The sequence below is a fragment of the Halorubrum sp. Ea1 genome (genome assembly GCF_002252965.1).
Taxonomy (GTDB): Archaea; Halobacteriota; Halobacteria; order Halobacteriales; family Haloferacaceae; genus Halorubrum.
In genome coordinates, this window is record NZ_NHPG01000125.1 from 1 (window position 1) to 21,306 (window position 21,306).

Sequence of the window (21,306 nt, forward strand, 5' to 3'; positions counted from 1 at the left end):
GTCGAACACGACGTCGTCGGCTTTTCGCCCGAGACCCTCGCCGAGCGGCTCCCGGAACTGATCGATATCACGGACGGCCAGCTCGCGTGGAACACGCTCATTCATCTCTCGCACGTCTTCGAGATCGACGCCGAAAACCCAACGGTGCTGTTCGAGGGCCCGACCCCGCTCATCACCGGTGAAAAGGTCGAATCGAATCATCTCGGACGCGCCGACCACCCGGCGGACGTCCTCAGCGAACTCCACACCAGAGTGGACGCGAAGTTAGTGAAATCGGCGTTGTCGGGCGACGTTGAACCGAAAGACACATTTATCGACGAAATCCGCGCCGTCGGTCACACCGACGGGGACGAGCAGATCAGGGCCGCGACCCATACGATGTACAACTCTCGAAAACACCTCAGCGGAACCAACAAGCTCGCTCGGGCTCGGGCCGGGACACGTGTTCCGATGAGCTCCGCGGCCCTCCTCGACCTCGTCGGCGTCTTTCCACGCTCGCTGCGTCGCGGACCGATCCCGCTCACGGGCGGGCGGATCCCGCACGTACCGTCCCGGATGAAGTTGGGACTGATCCGCGAATTAGACGGGACGCTGAACGAGATCCCGTACGGTGCGACGCAGCTCCCGCCGTCGTACCCGCACGCGGCTCACGGCGCGGGGTTCGTTGCGAAAAACGTCGTCCAACGGGCGTTATCGGGGAGCACCGTCGGAGACTGGTACCGCGAGAACGACCGCTTCCGCGAGTTCGTCGACGACCTCGTGTACGGGGCCAGTGATCGCGACCTCTTCAACGCCGAGCCGATCCTCGAGGCGAGGCGGGAACACCTCGAGGGAGACGCCGATCACATCGTGTTCCTCTCGGCGGTGACGACCGTCGAACTGTTTCACAGACGGATCCTCGACCGGTAACCCCGTGGTCCTCGCCCGGCGAGAGATCGGGCCGACGCCGACCTCAGCGGAACCCGCTGAGCCGTCGCTTCATCCATTGGGCGCTCCCGAAGGTCACCGGACCGCCGCAGGCGAGTCCCAGGTAGAGATACGCCTCGAGGAGGAACGGGTCGTGCCGTAGCGCGCGAAGCAGTAACCGGATCGCCGTGAGGTACCGGTCGGTGTCGAGGGCGGCAAAGGCGAGCGACTTCGAGAGGAGCGCGACGAACCGCCGTTCGGCACGCGGACCGCGGGCCGCTCGGATCCGCTCGCGGTGCCGATCCAGCAGGAACGGATACGCGACTTCCCGACGGTCGTCGAAGGAGTCCGTGATCTGCTCGTGGGTGCCGCGGGTCCGCACGACGACGGGGTCCGAGACCGCCTCGAAATCGCAGTGGAAGGCGAGTCGGAACTGCCACTCCCAGTCCTGCCAGCACGGGAGCCGCTCGTCGGGGGTGCCGGCGCTGTCGATAACCGTCGAGCGGACGGCGAACCGCGAGAACGATCCGACGCGCGTTCCGTCCAGGAGGGCGTCGAGCGCGTCGCCCCGGATCGTGGGTCGGAACTCACCGATCTTCCGACCGGTTTCGTCGACCGTTCGAACGCCGACCGTCACGACGCCTATCGACGGGCCGCCCGAGTCGAAGGCGTCGACGTATTTTTGCGCGACGGTCGGTTGCCAGCGATCGTCGTCGTCCAGGAACGCGACCACGTCGCCCGTCGCCGCCTCGATACCCGTGTTCCGTGCGGCGTTGGCGCCTCGGTTCCGCTGGTGGCGGATCACCTCGGTGCGTCGGAGTCCCGTCGTGTCGCAGTCGTCCACGATCGGTTCGATCGGGTCGGGCGAACAGTCGTCGACGACGATCAGCTCTACCGGGGCGTACGTCTGGCCGGCGACGCTGCGGACGGCGTCGGGGAGGAACTCCGGACGGCCGTATGTCGGGATGACGACGCTGACCAGCTCTACCATCTCCCGATAACAGGACCGCGGCCGGTTTAGTTAATCATCGATTTCCGGTCGGTGCGGTCCGCCCACGTCGAGGGTGATCGCCTCGCTCTCCGGCACGTGGGTCGGTCTCTGACGAGGCTCCGATTCGAGGGGTACCGATCAGCGTCGCAGCGGTCCGCTCGGCGGCCGCGGTCGGCAACGAACGGACGACGGCCGGAAAGAGGATATTAACGATACGTCGGTTCGGAGAACGTGAGGGCATGGAGGTCGAAGGCTCGCACCGGATCGGGCGAGGCGCATGAGCGAATCCGACATCGACGTCCTCGTCGTAGGGACGTTCGGCGGCGGCGGGATTCACCACTACATCGATAATCTGAGAGTTCATCTCCCGGACGGGGTCTCGACGGCGACGTACGATATGCGGTCCGACCCGAACGGCGACGGGATCCGATGGCTGTTGACCTCGATAATGGCCTCGATCGTCGCAGCCGTTCGGTTTCCGTTTCGGCGGCGGCCGGACCTCGTTCACGTCCATTCCTCGTACGCGTTTTCGTTTTACCGGGCGGCGTTCTACGTGTTCGTCGTCGATGCGCTCTGGCGTCGTCCGATCGTGTTTCACGTTCACGGGTCGTCTTTCGACGCGTTCCTCGAGAGCGACTCGAGGCTCGTTCGAGTTCTCCAGTCCGCGGTGTTCGAACGGTGTGACCGGATCGTCGTGCTCTCCGAGTACTGGCGGCGGGAGCTCGAAACGCGGGCCCCGGACCGGAAGCTCGTCGTCGTTCCGAACGCGGTCGATCCGGACCGGTTCGATCCCGAATACGACCACGACCCCACTCGGCTGACGTTCGTTTCGTCGCTTATACCGCGGAAAGGCGTCCGGGAGTTGATCGACGCCGTGGACCGCCTGTCGGCGGAGGGATCACCCGGTTTCGAGCTGGCGATCGCCGGATCGGGTCCGGTGAGAGATTCCGTCGAAGCGCTCGCGGGGCGTCACGAGCACGTGACGTACCACGGGTTCGTCTCCGAACGAGAGAAGTGCCGATTGCTCTCGGCGGGTGACGTGTTCGTTCTCCCGTCCCACGCCGAGGGGTTGCCCATCGCGATGCTGGAGGCGATGGCCGGCGGCAACGCGATCGTCTCGACGACCGTCGGGAGCATCCCGGAAGTGATCGACGGCGACGGCGGAGTGCTCGTCGAGCCGGGCGACCCGGCAGCGCTGGCGGACGCGATCGGTTCGCTCGCTCGTGACGACGCTCGAGTCGGACAGATGGCCCGAAACAACCGGGAGCTCGTTCGTGACCGGTACGCGTGGACGGCGATCGCGGGGCGGATCACGCGCGTCTATCGCGAAGTCGCGCCTCGAACGGTGGCACGAACGGAGAGCGACCGACCGTCCGTTGAGAGCGCACCGCAACGTCGACAGGAGTGACGATCGGAGAGAGACGCGTCGGAACGACGGTGCTGCAGCCTCTGTGACCGGGTTCGACCCGTTTCAGAACGGGAGTTCCTCCGGCGCCTCCGAGGAGATCTGCTGTGTAACGATCTGCGACCCGGCGCCGGTGATCAGATACTGTGGGACGCTTATCGTCGTGTTTTCGATGGAGACGTTCTGGCAGTTGCGAACGCAGATGCCGTCGACGGAGCCGTCGGACGCGTATATCGTGCTTCCGCTGATGCGAGACCCGTCCCAGCCGTCTTCGATCGAAATGACCGCCCCCAGCGGTTGCGAGTCCCCGGACAGGTAGAACCCGACGTTTTCGAACGTGAACCCCATCGGCGGTTCAGCTCCCGGCTTCCGGGGGTCAATCCACACCGTCTGGAGATCGGTCTGATTGATCACCCGACAGTTCCTGAACGCGCCGCCACCGGGGTTGGACTCTCCGGTGTCGGTTCCCCGGATCAAACCCCACCCGCCGTCCGAGAGAATAGACCGACAGACGATATCGCAGTCCTCGTAGGTCGGTTGTGAATAACCCTGACCGGAGGAGTCGAGGAGGATACCGTTGGTTCCGTGCTCCGACCAGTTTCCGGTGCCAATAGATTTGGCGTCCTCATGATCGATAACGACGGCCGCACCCGTTACGCTCGAGTCTTTCGAGGGGTGATTCCCGTTGTGAATTCGGAGTGCAGAGAGACCGCAGTTCTTGAATAGGCCACCTTTGACTGTCACAACACCGTCCGCCCGCGTATGGCGGACACCGTTAGAACCGATCTGGTGAATCTCGACATCCTCGAGAACGGTCTCTCCGACGTGCGCTCCATAGAACCGAATTCCGGTCATAGAGCGGATACCGGTTGCGCTGAAGTGTCCAGAGACGTGTGCGCCGTCGCGCCCCATAATTACCCGTCTGACCGTGTTAGTGCCATCGACCGAGGGACAGCTCGGGTCGAGGAGCTGTCCCCGATTAGTTACCTTCTCGGGGAGAAATCCGCGCCATTCGATGTCTTGTACTAACGATCCGCTGTTTGTGCGACACCGAATTGTAACGTACTTCTCGTGGGTGTTAATCGTGAAATTGTCTAGGAGGACGTCTTCGCCGCCGTTCTGATGGACGAACCAATAGTCGTTCTCGGCGTTGGGGAATCGAAAGACGACGTCCGTGTGATCCTCGCCGGTGCCTTGAATCCCGAATCTCGATACGCTGCCCTCGATGACGCGCGTCTCCGAGACCCGGTACTCACCCGGGGGGAACCGCACGAGCGTCCCCTCTCGATAGGCGCGAGCGAGCGCGTCGTCGACCGGATCTCCGCCGGTCGGGTCCATTCCGAGGTCGTCGACGGCGTTCACGATGCGGTCGAACTCGATTCCGTACGTGTTCACCTCGACCTCGTCAGGCGACGTTTCGTCGCCCTCTGGGTCAGAATCGCGGTCGGGTGGCTCCTCGTCCGAATCGGAGCGGCCACCGCACCCGGCGAGCAGTCCGACACAGGCGGTCCCGGCCGCTGCGAGGTACTGTCGGCGGTCCATGCTACACTCTCCGGACGACTGCGGTGTTACTCAGTCGGAGCTCAGTCATTTGGCCGTGGGTTGACCGAATACACCTGAAGGGCACATTAATACTTGATAACTCGTACTCCTCTGTCATAATTATAGCTTGAGTAACGGGCAGTCGTTCGGGAGTTTTCACCGGGCGAGACGAACGACCTCCGACCCGGCGGCCCCGCAGTGCACTCGGCCCCCACCGACGTTCAAAAACGAGTGGGAGAGATGCCGTTCGGCGCTATCAGTTGCCGTTGAATCGGAGATCGGCGGATCCCTGAACGTTCATCGACAGGAGGCCACCGCTGAAGCGGTAGCCGTCGGTCTCGTCGTCGGTCACGCCCTCGACCGCCGTTCCGTCGATGACATCATTCGCTTCGACCGGACCGAGGTCCGGGGACTTGCGCACGTGCCCGGAAGCGGTGAACGAGTACTCCGTCTCGTTCCCGTCGCCCTCCAGCAGGATCCAGTTCCGGAGCACTGGGTCTTCGTCGGTGTCGAGCAGCGTCGGTTCGACCTGCTGCCCGTTGAGATAGACGCCCGCTTCGCCTTCGAACTGGAAGTAGGCGATCTCGCCGTCGAATCGGAACCCCTTGACCCCGTCCGTCACGGTGCCCTCCACCGAGGATCCCGGGACGAGATCGCCGTCGTCCGAGACGTTCGGATCGCTCTTCAGCTCGCCGTCGACAGAGAACTCAAACGTCGACGACGTGCCCGTGCCGATTATCGTCAGGCGGTTCGGCAGTCCGTACTCGTCGGGGTCGACAGTCTCGCCGTCGACGAGAACGGTCCCCGGTCCTTCCAATCCGATAGAGACGATCGCGCCCGAGATCCGATAGGAGTCGCCGCCCCAGCGCTTGTCGTCGCCGGCGTACCCGGCGACGACGCCGGTGACGGTGTAGGTGCCGTCGCCGTTCTCGACGATGCTGTCGCCCGGAGAGACGTCGGGGTTCGAGGGGTAGTCCCCGTCGGTGGCGTGTCCGATCGGGCCGTCGACGGTGAAGTTGTACTCGAACGCGTCCGCGTCGTCGTCCGCAATGACCCGAAGCGTCCGGTCGGGTTCCACGGTGTACTCGTCGGGATCGATCGCGTCGCCGTTCAGGAGAACGTCGGCCGGTCCCTCCTTCGAAACCCCGAGTAGTTCTCCGGAGAACCGGTAGGAGTCGCCGCCCCAGCGCTTGTCGTCGCCGGCGTACCCGGCGACGACGCCGGTGACGGTGTAGGTGCCGTCGCCGTTCTCGACGATGCTGTCGCCCGGAGAGACGTCGGGGTTCGAGGGGTAGTCCCCGTCGGTGACGTGTTCGACCCGACCGTCGACGGTGAGGCTGTACTCGAACGCGTCCGCGTCGTCCGCCGCGATAACGCGGAGCATGTGTTCCGTGCCGTCGTCGCCGGTGCCGCTGTCACCGGTGCCGTCGTCGCCGGTACTGTCGTCTGTGGAAACGAGCTCGGCGGTGTCTACCGCTTGGCCGTCGATCGTTACAGCGGCCGGACCGTCGAGGCTGAAGGCGGCGAACTCCCTGGTGAACCGGTAGGAGTCGCCGCCCCAGCGCTTGTCGTCGCCGGCGTACCCGGCGACGACGCCGGTGACGGTGTAGGTGCCGTCGTCGTTCTCGACGATGCTGTCGCCAGAGGAGGCGTCGGGGTTCGAGGGATAGTCACCGTACGTGGCGTGTTCGACCCGGCCGTCGACGGTGAAGCTGTACTCGAACGCGTCCGCGTCGTCCGCCGCAACGATCTGTAATCGACTGGGGTCGTTCTCGAACCCGTCTCCGTCGTCGCCGACGGACCAATCGGTGTCTTCGGAGACGTCGTAACTGACGTTCGAGGTCGTGACGTCTGCGTTCTCGAGCACGGTGGCTCGGCCGGTCACGTCGATCGTGGTGTCCTCGATCGTGACGTCGCTGCAGTTCTCGATGAACACCCCGTCGAGATCTCCGTCGGGCGCGTGAATGATGCTGTTGCGGATCACCGACCCGTCCCAGTCGTCGCGGAGAACGAACGCCGCTTCCCTGTACTGGTCCGGGCTCGTCATCTCGATTTGGCAGCCATCAAATATCCAATAATGAGGTTCATCAGCATCTTCGCTGTCGAGTTCATCTATCCACACCGTCTGGAGGCCAGTGTCGTTATATATGTTACAATTTTGAAATTCACCGCCAGTCGGGTTAGATTGTCCGCTATTATTACAGCGAACTGCACCCCATCCGTCGCTATTTTTCACATTTCTAACATCTACCGTACAATTCTCGAAGATGGCAGAAGCGGACCCCGCCCCCGTCGAATCGAGCATTATACAGTTTGTACCTGCCTCGTGCCACTCTCCGTCACCAATCGGAAGCGCGTCATCGTGGTCGATGATCATCTCCGCGTTGGTGATCGTGGATTCTTTCGTGGGATGGTTACCCCGGTGCACACGAATGTGTGCAAGGTGACAGTTCTTCGTCCAACTGTTCTCGATTGTAACGACACCATTCCCCTTCGTGTGACGGATACCGTTAGCCCCGCACTGGTGAATCTCGATATCTCTTAAAATAGTCTCCCCGGAGTGATTCGGATAGAACCTGAACATACTCATCGGGACGCGACCGGTGGCCCACGGATGGCCGTGAACGAACGCGCCGTCACGTCCCATCACCGTTCTGACGACCCGGGTGACACCGTCCTGATCAAGCGTCCCGAAGTCGGCCATCTGTCCCGGATTCTCCTTCTGTTCGGGGTAAAATCCGGCCCACTCGACGTCCCGGATGAGCGAACCGTCGTTGGTCCGAACCCGGATGGCGACCAGCTTGTTGTCGCTGTCGACCGTGAAGTTGTCGAGGAGCACCTCTGAACCACCGTCCTGATGGACGAACCAGTACGCATTATCCGCGTTCGGGAAGTGGAACGTGACGTCTTCGTGGCTCTCACCAGTTCCCTGGATCCCCCATCGGCTCTTCGACCCGGAAAGCACGGACTCCGTCTCCACCCTGTAGTCGCCGGGTGGGAACTCGACGAGCGTCCCGGTTTCGTGAGCGGCGCTCAGCGCATCGTCGATCGGATCGCTACCGGTCGGATCCATCCCGAGGTCGTCGACCGCGTTCACCACTCGGTCGAACCGGATCCCGTCCCGTGTCACTGCGGCCGAACCCAGTCCCGAGGCGCCGAACACCGCACCCGCCGCCGCCGCACCGAGTTTTATGTAGTTGCGCCTACCCAGTCCGCCGACGCCTTCGGTTTCGCCGTCGTTTCCGCCCGATTCCTCGCGATCGATTGAGCTGTCGCTATCGACGTCCTCGCTTACCAGCTTGCGTGCCATTGCAAGCGTTAATATGATCCTATACGGGATAAATGTATTGTTAATTATATGTTTCGAGTTCCGTGATTTTCGAGTACATAAATCAGAAATTTCGTGATTTTCCGGATCAGCAATCTGTTTTTGGGGCGATCACGACAACATTACTGTGGCGTGTTTGTTACCAATTAACAGTTGTTATGTTAGTATTAACGTCGGTTAGAAGCCGTGATAGCCGGTTTCCCCGGTCTGTGGAAACCGTCGTAACCCGGAGTTAAGCACGCGGAAACCGGTTCCAGATCAGTCGGATTCGACGCGCGTTCGTCTCAGAGGCGTCGGCGAACCGCGAGCGCCGAGACGGTCGAGCGAACGAGTCGAGACCGCGAACGGCACACGCCTCCCCGCCACAGCGTGGAACCGGGACGCGGTCACGGAGCGGGCGGATCCGCGGATCGACTCTCGACTGGGGGCCAGCTCGCCGGCCGACGTCCGGGCGGAAGTGCGGTGCGTGTGGCCCACGTGCCGCGAGCGACTGCCCCGACTCGCGATCGAGTGGGCGGAGACCGCTGGATCGTTCCTCGGAACCCCGGCCGGCCGACGGGTCGCCGCGCGTCGAATTCAGTCTCCGGCAGTGCGGCGTCAACTACTCTATAACGAAGCCACTCCTCCGTTCAAAACGCGTATGAGCCAGCCCGACGTCTTGTTCGTCGTCCTCGATTCAGTCCGCCGGGACCGCGTCTCCGCGTACGGACACGACCGAGAGACGACTCCGAATCTGGACCGGTTCGCGGAGGAGGCGACGCTGTTCGAACACGCCTACACCCCGGCACCGTGGACGCTACCGTCGCACAGTTCGATGTTCACCGGACTGTCTCCGAGCGAACACGGCATCACCAACGGCTTCTCCGACCAGTCGCTGCGACTTCCCGACTCGATCGAGACGCTAACGGAGCGGCTCTCGGCGGACGGCTACCGGACCGCGGGGTTCTCGAACAACCCGTGGGTCGGCACGCTCTCGGGGATCGACAGGGGGTTCGACGAGTACGTTGAGTGGGACCTCGAGATCGGCGTCGACGGCGACGCCGACATCTCGACGACGCGGGACCGGCTGTACTCGGCGGCGCACAATCTGCTCGCACAGGGCGCTCGCCAGCCCGTCTTCCTGCTCAAACGACGGCTGTTCACGTCGAACCTCGTGGACCGCGCGAGTCGGTGGATGCGAGCGACCGCCGAGGACGAGTCTCCGACCTTCACGTTCCTGAACCTCATGGAGGCGCACAGCCCCTACTTCCCCCCGAGAGACGCCTTCGAGGCGCTCGACCTCTCGCCGCCGGGGCCGATCGAACCGCGCCTGTTGAACACGAAGCTCCTCGCGTACGTCCTCGGACGAGCCGACCTCCCGCCTGAGCGGCGAGAGCGGGTCCTGGAGTTCTACGACGCCAGTCTCCGCTACCAGGACCGGAAGCTCGACCAGCTGCTGTCGACGCTGAAAGAGACCGGACGGTACGACGACTCGCTCGTGATACTCGTCGCCGACCACGGGAAGAACCTCGGTGAGCACGACCGCGACGGCACGCCGCCGCACTCCACGCGGCCGGTCAACACGAAGGTCCCGCTCATCGTCAAACGACCCGGTCAGGACGCTCCGGAACGCGTGTCACAGCCGGCGGAGCTGGCCGGAATCTTCGACCTCGCCACCGAACCTGAGCTGTCGCCGACGGCGACGCTGTGCGGGAACGAGGCCGCGCTCGTCGAGGACTACGTCCCCCACACCGGACGCACCACCGAGCCGACCACCCGCTGGCGGGTCCTCGCCGACGGCACGCACCACTACGTGCGGGCCGACGACGGCAGGGAGTACCTGTTCGGGCCGGACGGGAATCGGGTGTCGGAGGACCGGGAGACGCTCCTAAATCGGTTCGCGACGGCGATGGAGAGTCGCGTGGCGCGGCTCTCGGAGTGGGGGGACGAAGAGAAGGCGGATTCGGAGGGGCTCTCCCGCGGCACGGAGTCGCAGCTCGAGGACCTCGGGTATCTGGAGTAAACGGGCAGCGGTCGCGTCCGGACGGTTCGCCGGTGACCCCACCGGATGAACCGCCCTACAGCGGGAGCGCGTCGCGAACGCGCTTCGGTACGTACTGGCCGACCTCACTCCTGAATCGAGATATCGCGCCCCGATCCGTGTTCAACCTGTACCACAGCGGCCCCTCGATCTCGTGGACCCGTTCCATCTCGGCGTCCGTGAGTTCGAAGTCGAACACGTCGAGGTTCTCCCGGAGGCGGTCCGACCGAACAGTCTTCGGGATCGTGACCACGCCGTCCTGCTGGACGAGCCACCTGATGGCGACCTGTGCGGCCGACTTCCCGTACCGGTTCCCGATCGCTGAGAGAACGTCGTCCTCGGCGACTCGCCCGGCAGCGAGCGGGCTGTACGCGGTCAACAACACGTCGTTGTCGCGACAGAACGGGAGCAGATCCTCTTGGTGATAGTACGGGTGGTACTGGACCTGATTGGTCGCTATCGGAGCGTCGGCGGCGTCCATCGCCCGCTCGAGCTGTTCGATCGAGAAGTTACTGACGCCGATGTGGTTGACCTTCCCGGCATCGACGAGCCGGGAGAGCGCACCGAACACGTCTCCCATGTCGCCCTCCGGGTGCCACCAATGGACCAAGACGAGGTCGATCCGGTCCATTCCGAGCCGCTGAAGCGACCCTTCGACCGCCTCGAGCATCCGATCGCGGCTCAGAAACTCCGGGTATCCCTTTATCTTCGTCGTGACGAAGACGTCTTCTCGGTCGACGGACGAGACCTCGATCGCGCGGCCGACCGCGGCCTCGTTCTCGTACGCCATCGCCGTGTCCACGTGGCGGTAGCCGATCTCGAGCGCCTCGGAAACGGCGTTGAAACACTCGTATCCGCCGGTCCGGTAGGTCCCGACCCCGACGGGCGGTATCGCGGTCGCGAGGCGGGTCGATTCAACGTTCTGTTCTGGCTGCGTCAGGGTCTGAGGATTCGGTCCCACCCTCGATCACTCCGACCCGGTCGCCGGTCGTCCGGCAACGGTTCGCGTGGCGTCTGAACGGCCGCCGGTTCGAGAGGTTCGCTCCGACGCGGACGGAGCGCTCAGTTCAGCGGTGCCGCCGGAAACGTTCGGTGCGGTTCCCGGCCTGTGTACGGACATCGTATCCCACGGTATTCACGGTGCTACCATTGTTATTCGACTAATAAACCAGATAGCTGGTTATTTTACAGATCGTCGAGGAGTGAAACCCGCGAGGTCGGACGGTCCGGCGGGGTGAACGCGGTGATCGGTTCGGATCACTCGCGACACCGAAGTCCGCGGGTTCGACCGACGCTCCGTCTAGCCGAAACTTCCAGCGATCGAACGGATGTCGCCTTCGATCTGCCACGGGGAGTACCGCATCAGGAGAAGCGAGACGGCCGAGTAGACGACGAAACCGGCCGGGATCAGGACGGCGAGCTCGACGAGGAGGCTCGTCTCGGCCATCCCGCGTGCCGTCCAGAGGCCGCCGAACATGACGCTCGCGGCGACCAGCGGGTAGAACCACTCCCGGAAGAACGCCGTCGCGTCCACCCCCGTGAGTCGCGAGACGAAGTACACGTCGAGCGGCAGCATCGGGAACGCGTACACGCCGACGACCGTGAGCGCGACCCCCTCGAGACCGAACCGCTCGGCGGCCGGCCAGATCAGCACGGCGATGCAAGCGACCCGGATGGCGGACATCTTCGCAACGATGTCCGGGCGGTCGAGCGCTTTGAACACGGACCCGAAGTTCCGCGTGATCGAGTGGAACAGTCCGTACAGCGCCAGCAGCTGCATCGGACGGATCATCCGGGTCCAATCGTCGCCGAGGACGACCGGGACGAAGCTCGGGGCGATGAGCGCGATGCCGAGTGCCATCGGAATCGTGACGAACCCCGTGACCCGCGTCGTCGCGAGCAGCGCCTCGCGGAGCTCCGCCGGGCTGTCTTGGAGCTTCGAGTACGCGGGGAAGCTGACGCTGGCGAGGATCTCCGACACCTCCGAGGACGGCGTGTCGGCGATCCGATACGCGTACTGGTAGAATCCGAGCGCCGTCGCGGAGATGAACCACCCGACGAAGGCGTCGTCGCCCTGTTGGTACAGGAAATAGAGGATCGATGAGGCCGTGATCCACTTCCCGTAGTCGACCAGCTCCTTCGCGGCCGAGACGTCGAACGACGGCCACGGTCGGTAGTCGTGAATGAAATACGAGAGTCCGAACCGGAAGACGTCCGCCGAGATGTACGCGAACACGAGCGCCCACACCGTCGGCGAGACCAGCGCGTACCCGACGCCGACGAGGAACTGGACGAATCCGCCGCTGACCTTATACACGAACTGCTTGTGGAACTCGAGGTCCTTCCGGAAGTAGATCACGCCGGGGTTCCGGAGTCCGTACAGGAGCGGCCCGGTCCCGATGACGCGGATCAGCGGCGTCGCGGACGGCTCGTCGAAGAGGCCCGCGATGACGGGAGCGAGGAGCAAGAGCGCCCCGAATATCACGGCTCCGCGGGCCATTTCGAGACACCACGTCGTGTCGAGGTACGTGTCGACGTTCTCGTCCTCGTGCTGGATCAGCGCCGAGTTCAGGCCGATCTGCGAGAACCGTCGCGTCGCGCTCAGCGAGAGCAGCGCGATCCCGACCAGGCCGAACTGCCGAGGCGAGAGCAGGCGCGCGAGGACGATCAGCATCAGGATCTGCAGGAACCGGCTCGACACCTTGATCGCTCCCGACCACGCGCCGCTCCGGACGGTGCGTTGCAGGATCGATCCGCCCGGAACGACCGCCGCGAGAAGCTCGCGGAGGCGGCTCTTCACGATCGGTTCTCCACGGGATCTGGCGAGAGACCTGTAGATGATACGAGGATGGGATTCATATTACCGTCTCACTCAGTTGGTTCCCCATTCGACGAAACGGTCAAAGTTAATCTCTTGAAAACAGCCGTTAGCACCACCAAAATTCGGACGAAACCGCACGAATCGTCGGTGCGGGGTTACAGACCGCCGAAATAGCGGTCCGCCGTCGCAACGAGACCGAGCGATGGGAGATCCCCGTGACCGGAAGTTCGACCGGCGGCGATGGCGTGTCTCACTGCGCGGAGTAGAGTTCCGCGTACTGGCCCTCCTCCTCGATGAGCGACTCGTGTTCGCCCCGCTCGACGATCTCGCCGGCTTGGACCGTATAGATCCGGTCGGCATCGCTGATCGTCGAGAGCCGGTGGGCGATGGCGAGCGTCATGAAGTCGCGGTCCATCGACTCGATGCCGGCCTGCACCCTGGCCTCGATGTTCGTGTCGAGGTCGCTCGTCGCCTCGTCGAGAACCAGGACATCAGCGTCCTCCAGCAGCGCGCGGGCCAGCGCGACGCGCTGTCGCTGCCCGCCCGAGAGGCGAACGCCGTCGTCACCGAGTTCGGTCTCGTAGCCGTTCGGGAGGTCGTCGACGAACTCCGTGACCTGAGCGATCTCGCAGACGCGTTCCAGCTCCCGTCGGCTGGCGCGCGGGTTCGCGATACGGAGGTTCCCCTCGAGCGTCGTGTTGAAAATGAACGGGTTCTGCCGGACGTACGCCACTCGCGACCGCCACTCATCGATGTCGTACGCGCTCACCGGCCGGCCGCCGGCCAGGATCTGTCCGGAGTCAGGCTCGTACAGTCTCACGAGCAGCGAGGCGATAGTCGACTTCCCCGCTCCGGACTCGCCGACGAACGCGATGAACTCGCCGTTGTCTATCTGAAAGGAGACGTTCGAGAGCACGTCCTCGGTTCCCTCGTACGAGAAGGAGACGTCCCGGAATTCGATCGGGGAGGGATCGGCCGGCACGGGTTCGTCTCCGCCTTCGATCTCCGGATTCTGTCGCAGGTTCTCGATGAACTCCTCGGTGCGGACGAGGTGCGGAAGCATCCCTTCGAGCTGGTAGAACCGCTTGTTCGTGCCGCTCACCGCGGGCCCGAGTTTGAACATCACGAACAGGAACGCCCCGAGAACGCCGAACGACATGCTCGTGAACACGAACGCGGCGTATATCAGCCCGAATATCAGCAGCGCGATAGAGAGGTTGTACGCGTTCCCGATCAGCGCTTCGTTCCGTTTCACTCGGATAGACGACCCGACGTACTGATTCATCGCGTCAGCGAAGTCCGCTCGTAGCTCGGAGTCGTATCCGAGCGTCTTCACCTCTCGAATACCCTGCGTGCCGGCTTGGACGGCCTGCTGTATCTTCTCGTTGGCGTCGGCGATGCGGTCGCCGATGGTGTACGCCGACTCGATCGTGTTTCGCAGCCCGAAGGTCAATAAACCGACAAAGCCCGCCGAAAGGATCGTCAACAGCGGGGCGAGGTACAGCGCGATTGCGAGGTACATCAGGATAAGCATGCTTCGCTGAAACACGCGGACGAACGCCTCGATCGCCTCGCCGGCCTTCTGCGCCTGCGTGACGATCGCGTTGAGGATGTCGTCGGAGCCCTCGCGGTCGAAGTACGCGATCCGAGCGTCCAGCGTGTTCTCGAAGCCGCGAGTCTGAAGGTCGGAGACGTAGTGAGTCCGCAGGTGCACGCGCGCCCACTCGGATAGGAACGTGAACAGGTACCGCACTGTGAGCACGATCCCGACACCGAGGACGATGGATCCGACCGTGAACGGAAGCCCGAGTAGCTGGTAGATGCGGGCGAACAGTCCCGCGATCCCGCCGTCGGGGGGAGCACCGGACGACTGGGCGACCTCGATCAGCGGGACGATCAGCGTCACGCCGACGCCTTCGAGCAGGGCGGTCAACACGCCGAACCCGACGATCGCGGCGGTGAACCGCGGTCTGTATGATGCGATCAGATAGAGCCCATGAAGTTTCTTGCGGAGAGGTATATCCGGCATCGTACTCACGTATTGTCGATAAGGGTTGTTAGTAAGATGCCGCTAACTCACGGTGTGACGCCGCTCGTCGTGCGAGAAGGAATAGCGAATGGACTCGGCGAGATGCCAGCCCGGACGGCCGAGCAGCGAGACTACGGCCCCGGCGCCGTACTTGACCTTGTCCGCGGGCGCCTCCGAGCAGTAGGCGGCGCGGAGGAAGTTAGAGACCGGCTTGTGCGACCACGCCTTCTCTTCGAGCCAGTAGACGGCCTGCTTCTCATGCCAAGAGGCGAGGAGCTCTCTCCGGATCGACGGGTACCGATCGTACAGCTCCCGCTGGTGCTCCACGTTCTGTTTCACTTTTCTGAATCGGCGCGGACCCGTCCATCGGTCGTTCGTTTCCTGTCGGTAAAACGCCAGGATCTCGTCGACGTAGTCGGTCTTCGTCCGTCGGGCCAGTTCGATCTTCAGGTCGGTATCGCCCAGTTCGATGTCGAGATCGTCGTCTTCGCCCATCCCCGCGAGCGGGAGGCAGTCGAGTAACACCTCGCGCTCGATCAGCATCGATCCCGTCCACATCGGGAACGTCTGGAAGGCCAGCGCCTCTTCTAAGAAATCGCCGGACACGTTGGGCTTCGGGTAGCATCGCTCGTCGCCCCTGAGGACGCCGCAGTAGGAGACGCCGACCTCCGGGTTCTCCCGAAGCACCGCTGCCGTCTTCGTCAGTTTGCCCTCGAAGAGCCGATCGTCGTCGTCGAGGAACTGGATGTACTCACCCGTCGACGACCGGATGCCGGTCGTCAACGCCGCCTTCCAGTTGCCGTTCTCCTCGCGGATCACCCCCCGGACCTCGTCGTACTCCTCTATGACCGGCTCTGCAGCTCCTTCCCCCGAGTCGTCGACGACGATCACCTCGACCGGCTCGTACTCTTGGCTCAGCGCGCTTTCGATCGCTTCCGGAAGGACATCGTTCCGGTAATACGTGGGGATGATCACCGAAATTTTCGGAGCCATATTTCGCATTCAGAAGTCTAGGTAGTTTGTTAGCAGCCGTAAACTCCGAATTAATTTGTTCTTTTTCCGACCGGCCCGAGGGTAACAGTGAGATAATTCGACTCCGTGACCGAGCGGCCGTCCGTAACGGATCTCCGGCGGTGTTCGGTCCGGCGTTGTACCGATCCGAACCCCGGTTGCGACGGTGTACCGATCCGAACCCCCCATACCCCGTCGTGCGAGCGCGCCTGACCGGTCGCGAATCGATCGCGCCGGATCGCACCGACCAACGGCCGGCGTGCGGGTCGGGACGGCGGCCGCGGTAGGACGGTCATAACCGTCGGCCGACGCTTTCGGGTCCCGCCGTCCCGCTCGGTCGGTCGCGAAAGGTTCCGCATTACAATGGTCGCCCGTGTGACAAGGGTGGGCATGGATAGATACGTCCTCCACGGTGCGAAAGCGCAGTCAGACGTGGGCGTCGGCAGCGTTGTCAGTCGCGCCGACGGCGCCGCTCGTCGGGCACCGGCACGCGCCGCCGGAGTGAAGAGATGAGTGCCCTCGAACAGGCGGTCGTCCTCGCGGCCGGCGAGGGGCGGCGCGTCAGGCCGCTCACTCGCTACCAGCCGAAGCCGATGCTCCGGGTCGCCGGGCGGCCGATACTGGAGTACCCGCTCGACGCCGTGGTCGACAGCGGCGTCGACCACGTCGTCCTCGTGGTCGGCCACGGGCGGAACCGGATCCAGAACCGGTTCGAGAACTCCTACCGCGGGGTCGACCTCACCTACGTCACGCAGTCGACGCAGCTGGGGAGCGGGCACGCGCTGGAGGCCGCGGCCGACCGCGTCGACGGGGAGTTCCTCGTGGTGAACGGAGACAACGTCATCGACGAGACGATGGTGCGGGTCACCGCCGACCGGTACGCGGAGTCGGACGCCGCCGCCTGCCTCGCGGTCGTCACGTCCGACCGAACCGGCGAGTACGGCACGGTGGGCGTGAAAGACGGGGTCGTCGATCGGATCGACGAGCACGGCGACGGCGCGTCGGCGCGGATCAACGCCGGCGTGTACGCGTTCGACGAATCGGTGTTCGACGCGCTCGGCCGGACGGAGTTCGAGGACGGGGAACGCCCGCTGACCGGCGCGATCGCCGAGCTGGACGGTCCCGCGATCGCCGCGACCCCGAACGGCGTCTGGTTCGACCCCTCCTACCCGTGGGAGCTCCTCCGGACGAACGAGCGGATCCTCTACGCGCATCCGACGCTCGCCGGCGTCACCGAACAGGTGAAGGAGTCGGCGCGGGTCCACGAGTCGGCCGTCGTCGGCGAGAACGTGCTGATCGGACCGGACTGCAAGGTGTCGGCCGGCGCCGTCGTGAAGGGCGGCACCTGTCTCCTCTCCAGTACGATCGTCGGCGAGAACGCGGTGATCGAGGGGTCGATCGTCGGGCCCGACTCCCGCGTCGGCGCGAACGCGCTGCTCCGAGACACCATCGTCGGCGGCGGCGCGACTATCGGCGACGGGACGGTATCGCCGGGGCGCTCGGCCACGCTCGTCGTCGACGGGGTCGAGTACGCGGACCGTCGGCTCGGGGGCGTCGTCGCGGACCGCGCCACCGTCGGCGCCAACGTCACGATCACCCCGGGCTGTCGGATCGGGCCGCGCGGGACGGTCGCGCCGGGTATCGCGCTCCGTCGCGACGTCCCCGAGAACGCGGAGGTGGTGGCGTAATGTGCGGAATCACCGCCCGCGTCGGCGAGGGGCCCGCGGTCGCGGAGCTCCTCACCGGGCTCCAGAACCTGGAGTACCGCGGCTACGACTCCGCGGGGGTCGCCACCGTGACGGCCGACGGGATCGACGTGGTGAAACACGAGGGCGAGATGGACGTCCTCTGCGACGCCGTCGACCGGTCGGCCGTCCGCGGAGCGACGGGGATCGGACACACCCGGTGGTCCACGCACGGGCCGCCGACCGACGCGAACGCGCACCCCCACACCGACTGCCTCGATCGGGTCGCGGTCGTCCACAACGGGATCATCGACAACTACGCCGAACTGAAGAAGGAGTTGTCCACCCACGAGTTCACGAGCGACACCGACACCGAGGTCGTCCCGCACCTCTTAGAGGAGTTCCGCTCGGCCGGCTACGGCCCGGAGGAGGCGTTCAGACGGACGATCGATCGCCTCTCGGGAAGCTACGCCATCGCCGCGGTGTTCGAGGGCTCGGACACCGTGTTCGGCACGCGAAGCGGGTCTCCGCTCGTGCTCGGCCGCGCGTCCGACGCGTACTACCTCGCGAGCGACGTGCCCGCGTTCCTCGAGTACACCAACGAGGTGGTCTACCTCCGCGACGGCGACGTGGTCGCGATACACCCGGACGGGCACGCGATCACCGACACGGACGGGGAGCCCGTGGAGCGCTCGTTCGAGACGGTCGACTGGGACCCCAACGACGCCGGGAAGGGCGGGTACGACCACTACATGCTGAAGGAGATCCACGAGCAGCCGGCCGCGCTGCGACAGACGATCCGGGGTCGCATGGATCCGCTGGAGGGCCACGTCGAGTTCGAAGAGCTCCCGGACGACGCGTTCGACGGGGTCGAGTCGGTGCACCTCGTCGCCATGGGCACCTCGTACCACGCGGCGGTGTACGCGACGACGCTGCTCGCGGACCGCGGGATGCCTGCGCAGGCGTTCCTGTCGGGGGAGTACGGGTCGAACCCGCCGCCGGTCGACGACAGCACGCTCGTCATCGCCGTCACGCAGAGCGGCGAGACCGCCGACACGCTCTCGGCGATACGGAGCATCCAGGGGACGGGCGCCCGCACGCTCGCCCTGACGAACGTGGTCGGGTCCACGATCACGCGCGAGTGCGAGCACACCGTGTACATCCGCGCGGGCCCGGAGATCGGCGTGGCCGCGACGAAGTCGTTCTCCTCGCAGGTGGCGACGCTGATCCTGCTCAGCGAGCGGCTGAGCTACGACACGAACGGCGCGAGCCCGCGCGAGTCGAGCGAGCTGCTCAGCTCGCTCGCGGCGCTGCCGGACGACGTCCAGCAGATCCTCGACGAGCCGGACGCGGAGTCCGTCGCCGCCGCGTACCGGGACGCCGAGTCGTACTTCTTCATCGGGAGGGGAGTCGCGCATCCGGTGGCGCTCGAGGGCGCGCTGAAGTTCAAGGAGATCACGTACGACCACGCGGAGGGGTTCTCGGCCGCCGAGCTCAAACACGGTCCCCTCGCGCTCGTCACCGAGAACACGCCGGTGTTCGCCGTCTTCACGGGACGAAACGACACCAAGACGCTGCACAACGCCAAGGAAGTGAGCGCGCGCGACGCGCCCATCATCGCCGTGAGCGCCGACAGCAACGCGAAGATCGACGACTACGCGGACCACGTGCTTCGGATCCCGGACACGCACCAGGACGTCGCCGGTATCCTCGCGAACGTCCAGCTCCAGTTGGTGTCGTACATGGCGGCCGAGGAGCTCTCGCGCGCCATCGACAAGCCGCGGAACCTCGCGAAGAGCGTCACGGTCGAGTGAGGCGGTGGCCGGGCGAACGCGCGGCCCGTCCGCGAGGGCCGACGCCCGGTCCGTCCACGGGCCGAAACGCGCGATCCGCACGCGGTGGACCCTCGGCCGGACCCGCGAGGGTCGGACGCGCGCTCACGAGCGACGAGGATTGGTCCGCCAACCGGCGTATTAACACGTTGTTAACGAGTTTAATCGGGGGAAACGTCAGCAGGACCCGGATTCGATCCGAGTCGCGGTCGACGTTCTCATATCGAGATAACACCGACGAGTAAGGTCATCGAGAATTAATTTCCGTATATCTAAGATAGGTGTATGCGTAACGTTTGTCGATGTCAGCGGGAAAATCAGGGTCACTCGGCAGCCAACCGACGGGGGGAACAGAACGCGATTCGTCGGAAGCGGACGTCGCTAACCTCGACGACATCGGAAAGACATCGCGCTCGGACGGCGCGGAGTTAACCAAAGGTGAAATATTCGACCTGTTGAAGAACCGGCGGCGACGGATGGTTATCCATTTCCTACGGGAGAACGACGGCGAGTCGGTGCTAAACGACCTCGCCGAGCACATCGCTGCGGAGGAGAACGACACCACCGTCCGGCAGCTCTCCTCGGACCAGCGGAAGCGCGTCTACATCGGGCTCTACCAGTGTCACCTCCCGAAGATGGACTCGCTCGGGGTGATCGACTACGACAAGAACCGCGGGACGATCGAGCTGCAGGCGTCCGTCGCGCAGCTGTTGGAGTACATGGACCTCGACGAGGACGACCGGGAGGACGCGGAGGAGAGGGAGCGGACGTGGGCGGTCCCCGCCGTTGCGGGCTGCGTCACCGTCCTCGTCACGGCGGGCGCCGTCGGTCTCGGCCCGCTCGCCGCGGTGCCCGCCGCGACGTGGACGCTGCTCAGCGTCGTCGGCATCCTCGCGATCGTCGCCCTGCAGTACGCGGGCTGACCGCGAGCGCGGGCTCAGTCGCTGACGAGCTGCGCGAGGAAGTGGTACTCCCGCTGTTTGACTTCCGTTTCGTAGTACTGGAACGCCGCGAGCAACAGCAGCGCCGCGGCGAACGCGACGCTCGTCACCGGCGGGGCGATCCCTACCAACTGGACGACGGCGAGCGCGCTGCCGACGATCGCGAGCGCTCCGTAGTACACCGGCCATCGTCTGCCGGGCTCCGACTCGGTCTCTAGGATCGCTTCGACCTCTTCGATCCGGTCCGTCAGCGACACCGTCTTCGTGTCGCTGTCGTACCTGACCAGGCCGACCTCCTCGAGCTTCGGAACGTGCGTCTGGTACAGCGAGATGTAGAACCGCTTGACGATGTCGTCGTCGACCTCGTCCTCGCTCTCGGCCTCGGCCGTGTCGCTCGCGAGGTCCCGCAGCACCGCCTCGCCGCCGCGCCGGTGGAGATGGTACAGGATCAGCCGTCGCCGCGAACTACTCAACACCTCGAACACCTCGTCTTTCGTGATTTCCTCCATGGGTTCAAAACTCCGCTTCGCGCGCGGACGACGGACAGGGTTCCTGCGATTGGCTTGGCTGAATGGGTACCCGATCAACCCATACTTAGTTTGTTATCACCCCCATATCGGCGCTATTCTCTGCCTGATTGCCCGCTTTTATGCCGAGACGGCGACGAGCGAAGCGGGCCCCCGACTCCGAGCGGTCCCCCGGATCGACGCGAGCGGATGACTGAAGCGAGGCGATCAGAGCCGAGCGTCGGTCCCGAAACGATCGCGGATCGACACGTCACGCGCAGCGGGTGAC

At 64.5% G+C, this 21,306-nt stretch carries 15 protein-coding genes and 1 pseudogene; 8 read left to right on the forward strand and 8 right to left on the reverse strand.

The genetic code is table 11. From position 1 onward, the window contains the following. Window positions 1-909 (forward strand): annotated as a pseudogene (locus DJ73_RS20460) (hypothetical protein); the annotation flags it as partial. Window positions 910-952: 43 nt separating this feature from the next. Here the strand turns inward: DJ73_RS20460 and DJ73_RS15270 are convergent. Next, entirely contained in the window at window positions 953-1,897 is a 945-nt protein-coding gene (locus tag DJ73_RS15270; RefSeq protein ID WP_094558381.1) for a glycosyltransferase family 2 protein, read from the reverse strand. 277 nt (window positions 1,898-2,174) lie between these two features. Here DJ73_RS15270 and DJ73_RS15275 point away from each other — a divergent pair, with 277 nt between their 5' ends. Next, window positions 2,175-3,305 carry a glycosyltransferase family 4 protein gene (locus tag DJ73_RS15275; RefSeq protein WP_094558382.1) on the forward strand — a complete coding sequence of 377 codons (1,131 nt, stop codon included), beginning with the start codon at window positions 2,175-2,177 and terminating at the stop codon, window positions 3,303-3,305. A gap of 63 nt (window positions 3,306-3,368) precedes the next feature. On the opposite strand, the gene DJ73_RS15280 is transcribed toward DJ73_RS15275, so the two are convergent. Both DJ73_RS15280 and DJ73_RS20665 read right to left on the reverse strand, forming a co-directional pair. Then, the gene (locus tag DJ73_RS15280) at window positions 3,369-4,844 is read right to left on the reverse strand and encodes a hypothetical protein (RefSeq protein ID WP_094558383.1); all 1,476 of its coding nucleotides are present in this window, start codon (window positions 4,842-4,844) and stop codon (window positions 3,369-3,371) included. A 256-nt stretch (window positions 4,845-5,100) separates the two neighbouring features. Next, window positions 5,101-6,891, reverse strand: a complete 1,791-nt coding sequence (locus tag DJ73_RS20665) for a hypothetical protein (protein ID WP_094558384.1) — start codon at window positions 6,889-6,891, stop codon at window positions 5,101-5,103. Window positions 6,892-7,458: 567 nt separating this feature from the next. Between DJ73_RS20665 and DJ73_RS20670 the strand changes: the two genes are divergently transcribed. From DJ73_RS20670 to DJ73_RS15295, 3 genes are all read left to right on the forward strand, one after another. Beyond that, complete coding sequence (locus tag DJ73_RS20670) at window positions 7,459-7,689, forward strand: hypothetical protein (protein ID WP_094558385.1); 231 nt, start codon at window positions 7,459-7,461, stop codon at window positions 7,687-7,689. Window positions 7,690-7,701: 12 nt separating this feature from the next. Further along, window positions 7,702-8,112, forward strand: a complete 411-nt coding sequence (locus DJ73_RS20675; RefSeq protein ID WP_141212972.1) for a hypothetical protein — start codon at window positions 7,702-7,704, stop codon at window positions 8,110-8,112. A gap of 700 nt (window positions 8,113-8,812) precedes the next feature. Then, entirely contained in the window at window positions 8,813-10,174 is a 1,362-nt protein-coding gene (locus tag DJ73_RS15295) for a sulfatase (RefSeq protein WP_094558386.1), read from the forward strand. Between the two features lie 55 nt (window positions 10,175-10,229). Here DJ73_RS15295 and DJ73_RS15300 read toward each other — a convergent pair whose 3' ends face one another. From DJ73_RS15300 to DJ73_RS15315, 4 genes are all read right to left on the reverse strand, one after another. Further along, window positions 10,230-11,132 (reverse strand): aldo/keto reductase, encoded by a 903-nt coding sequence (locus DJ73_RS15300; RefSeq protein ID WP_094558419.1) that lies wholly within the window; start codon window positions 11,130-11,132, stop codon window positions 10,230-10,232. A gap of 360 nt (window positions 11,133-11,492) precedes the next feature. After that, window positions 11,493-12,992 (reverse strand): lipopolysaccharide biosynthesis protein, encoded by a 1,500-nt coding sequence (locus DJ73_RS15305; RefSeq protein ID WP_176451148.1) that lies wholly within the window; start codon window positions 12,990-12,992, stop codon window positions 11,493-11,495. Between the two features lie 271 nt (window positions 12,993-13,263). Continuing rightward, a complete protein-coding gene (locus DJ73_RS15310) occupies window positions 13,264-15,042 on the reverse strand; it encodes an ABC transporter ATP-binding protein (RefSeq protein WP_094558387.1) in 1,779 nt (592 codons plus the stop codon). A gap of 42 nt (window positions 15,043-15,084) precedes the next feature. Then, complete coding sequence (locus DJ73_RS15315) at window positions 15,085-16,017, reverse strand: glycosyltransferase family 2 protein (protein ID WP_254921681.1); 933 nt, start codon at window positions 16,015-16,017, stop codon at window positions 15,085-15,087. A gap of 545 nt (window positions 16,018-16,562) precedes the next feature. On the opposite strand from DJ73_RS15315, the gene DJ73_RS15320 reads away from it, so the two are divergent. The 3 genes from DJ73_RS15320 to DJ73_RS15330 all read left to right on the forward strand — a co-directional run bounded on the left by DJ73_RS15320 (window position 16,563) and on the right by DJ73_RS15330 (window position 20,493). Next, window positions 16,563-17,741, forward strand: a complete 1,179-nt coding sequence (locus tag DJ73_RS15320) for a sugar phosphate nucleotidyltransferase (RefSeq protein WP_094558389.1) — start codon at window positions 16,563-16,565, stop codon at window positions 17,739-17,741. After that, window positions 17,741-19,552: a glutamine--fructose-6-phosphate transaminase (isomerizing) gene (glmS, locus tag DJ73_RS15325; protein WP_094558390.1), complete on the forward strand. Its 1,812-nt coding sequence runs from the start codon at window positions 17,741-17,743 to the stop codon at window positions 19,550-19,552. The genes DJ73_RS15320 and glmS overlap by 1 nt, the downstream gene beginning before the upstream one ends. Window positions 19,553-20,046: 494 nt before the next feature. After that, the gene (locus DJ73_RS15330; protein WP_254921682.1) at window positions 20,047-20,493 is read left to right on the forward strand and encodes a hypothetical protein; all 447 of its coding nucleotides are present in this window, start codon (window positions 20,047-20,049) and stop codon (window positions 20,491-20,493) included. 14 nt (window positions 20,494-20,507) lie between these two features. On the opposite strand, the gene DJ73_RS15335 is transcribed toward DJ73_RS15330, so the two are convergent. Further along, on the reverse strand, window positions 20,508-21,020 hold the full coding sequence (locus DJ73_RS15335) for a hypothetical protein (RefSeq protein ID WP_094558392.1): 513 nt from the start codon (window positions 21,018-21,020) through the stop codon (window positions 20,508-20,510). Window positions 21,021-21,306: the final 286 nt, after the last annotated feature.

Coding starts and splice junctions, on each gene's coding strand:
- DJ73_RS15270 (WP_094558381.1), bottom strand. CDS start 1,897: ATGGTAGAGCTGGTCAGCGTCGTCATCCCGACATACGGCCGTCCGGAG.
- DJ73_RS15275 (WP_094558382.1), top strand. CDS start 2,175: ATGAGCGAATCCGACATCGACGTCCTCGTCGTAGGGACGTTCGGCGGC.
- DJ73_RS15280 (WP_094558383.1), bottom strand. CDS start 4,844: ATGGACCGCCGACAGTACCTCGCAGCGGCCGGGACCGCCTGTGTCGGA.
- DJ73_RS20665 (WP_094558384.1), bottom strand. CDS start 6,891: ATGACGAGCCCGGACCAGTACAGGGAAGCGGCGTTCGTTCTCCGCGAC.
- DJ73_RS20670 (WP_094558385.1), top strand. CDS start 7,459: ATGGCCGTGAACGAACGCGCCGTCACGTCCCATCACCGTTCTGACGAC.
- DJ73_RS20675 (WP_141212972.1), top strand. CDS start 7,702: ATGGACGAACCAGTACGCATTATCCGCGTTCGGGAAGTGGAACGTGAC.
- DJ73_RS15295 (WP_094558386.1), top strand. CDS start 8,813: ATGAGCCAGCCCGACGTCTTGTTCGTCGTCCTCGATTCAGTCCGCCGG.
- DJ73_RS15310 (WP_094558387.1), bottom strand. CDS start 15,042: ATGCCGGATATACCTCTCCGCAAGAAACTTCATGGGCTCTATCTGATC.
- DJ73_RS15320 (WP_094558389.1), top strand. CDS start 16,563: ATGAGTGCCCTCGAACAGGCGGTCGTCCTCGCGGCCGGCGAGGGGCGG.
- glmS (WP_094558390.1), top strand. CDS start 17,741: ATGTGCGGAATCACCGCCCGCGTCGGCGAGGGGCCCGCGGTCGCGGAG.
- DJ73_RS15330 (WP_254921682.1), top strand. CDS start 20,047: ATGGTTATCCATTTCCTACGGGAGAACGACGGCGAGTCGGTGCTAAAC.
- DJ73_RS15335 (WP_094558392.1), bottom strand. CDS start 21,020: ATGGAGGAAATCACGAAAGACGAGGTGTTCGAGGTGTTGAGTAGTTCG.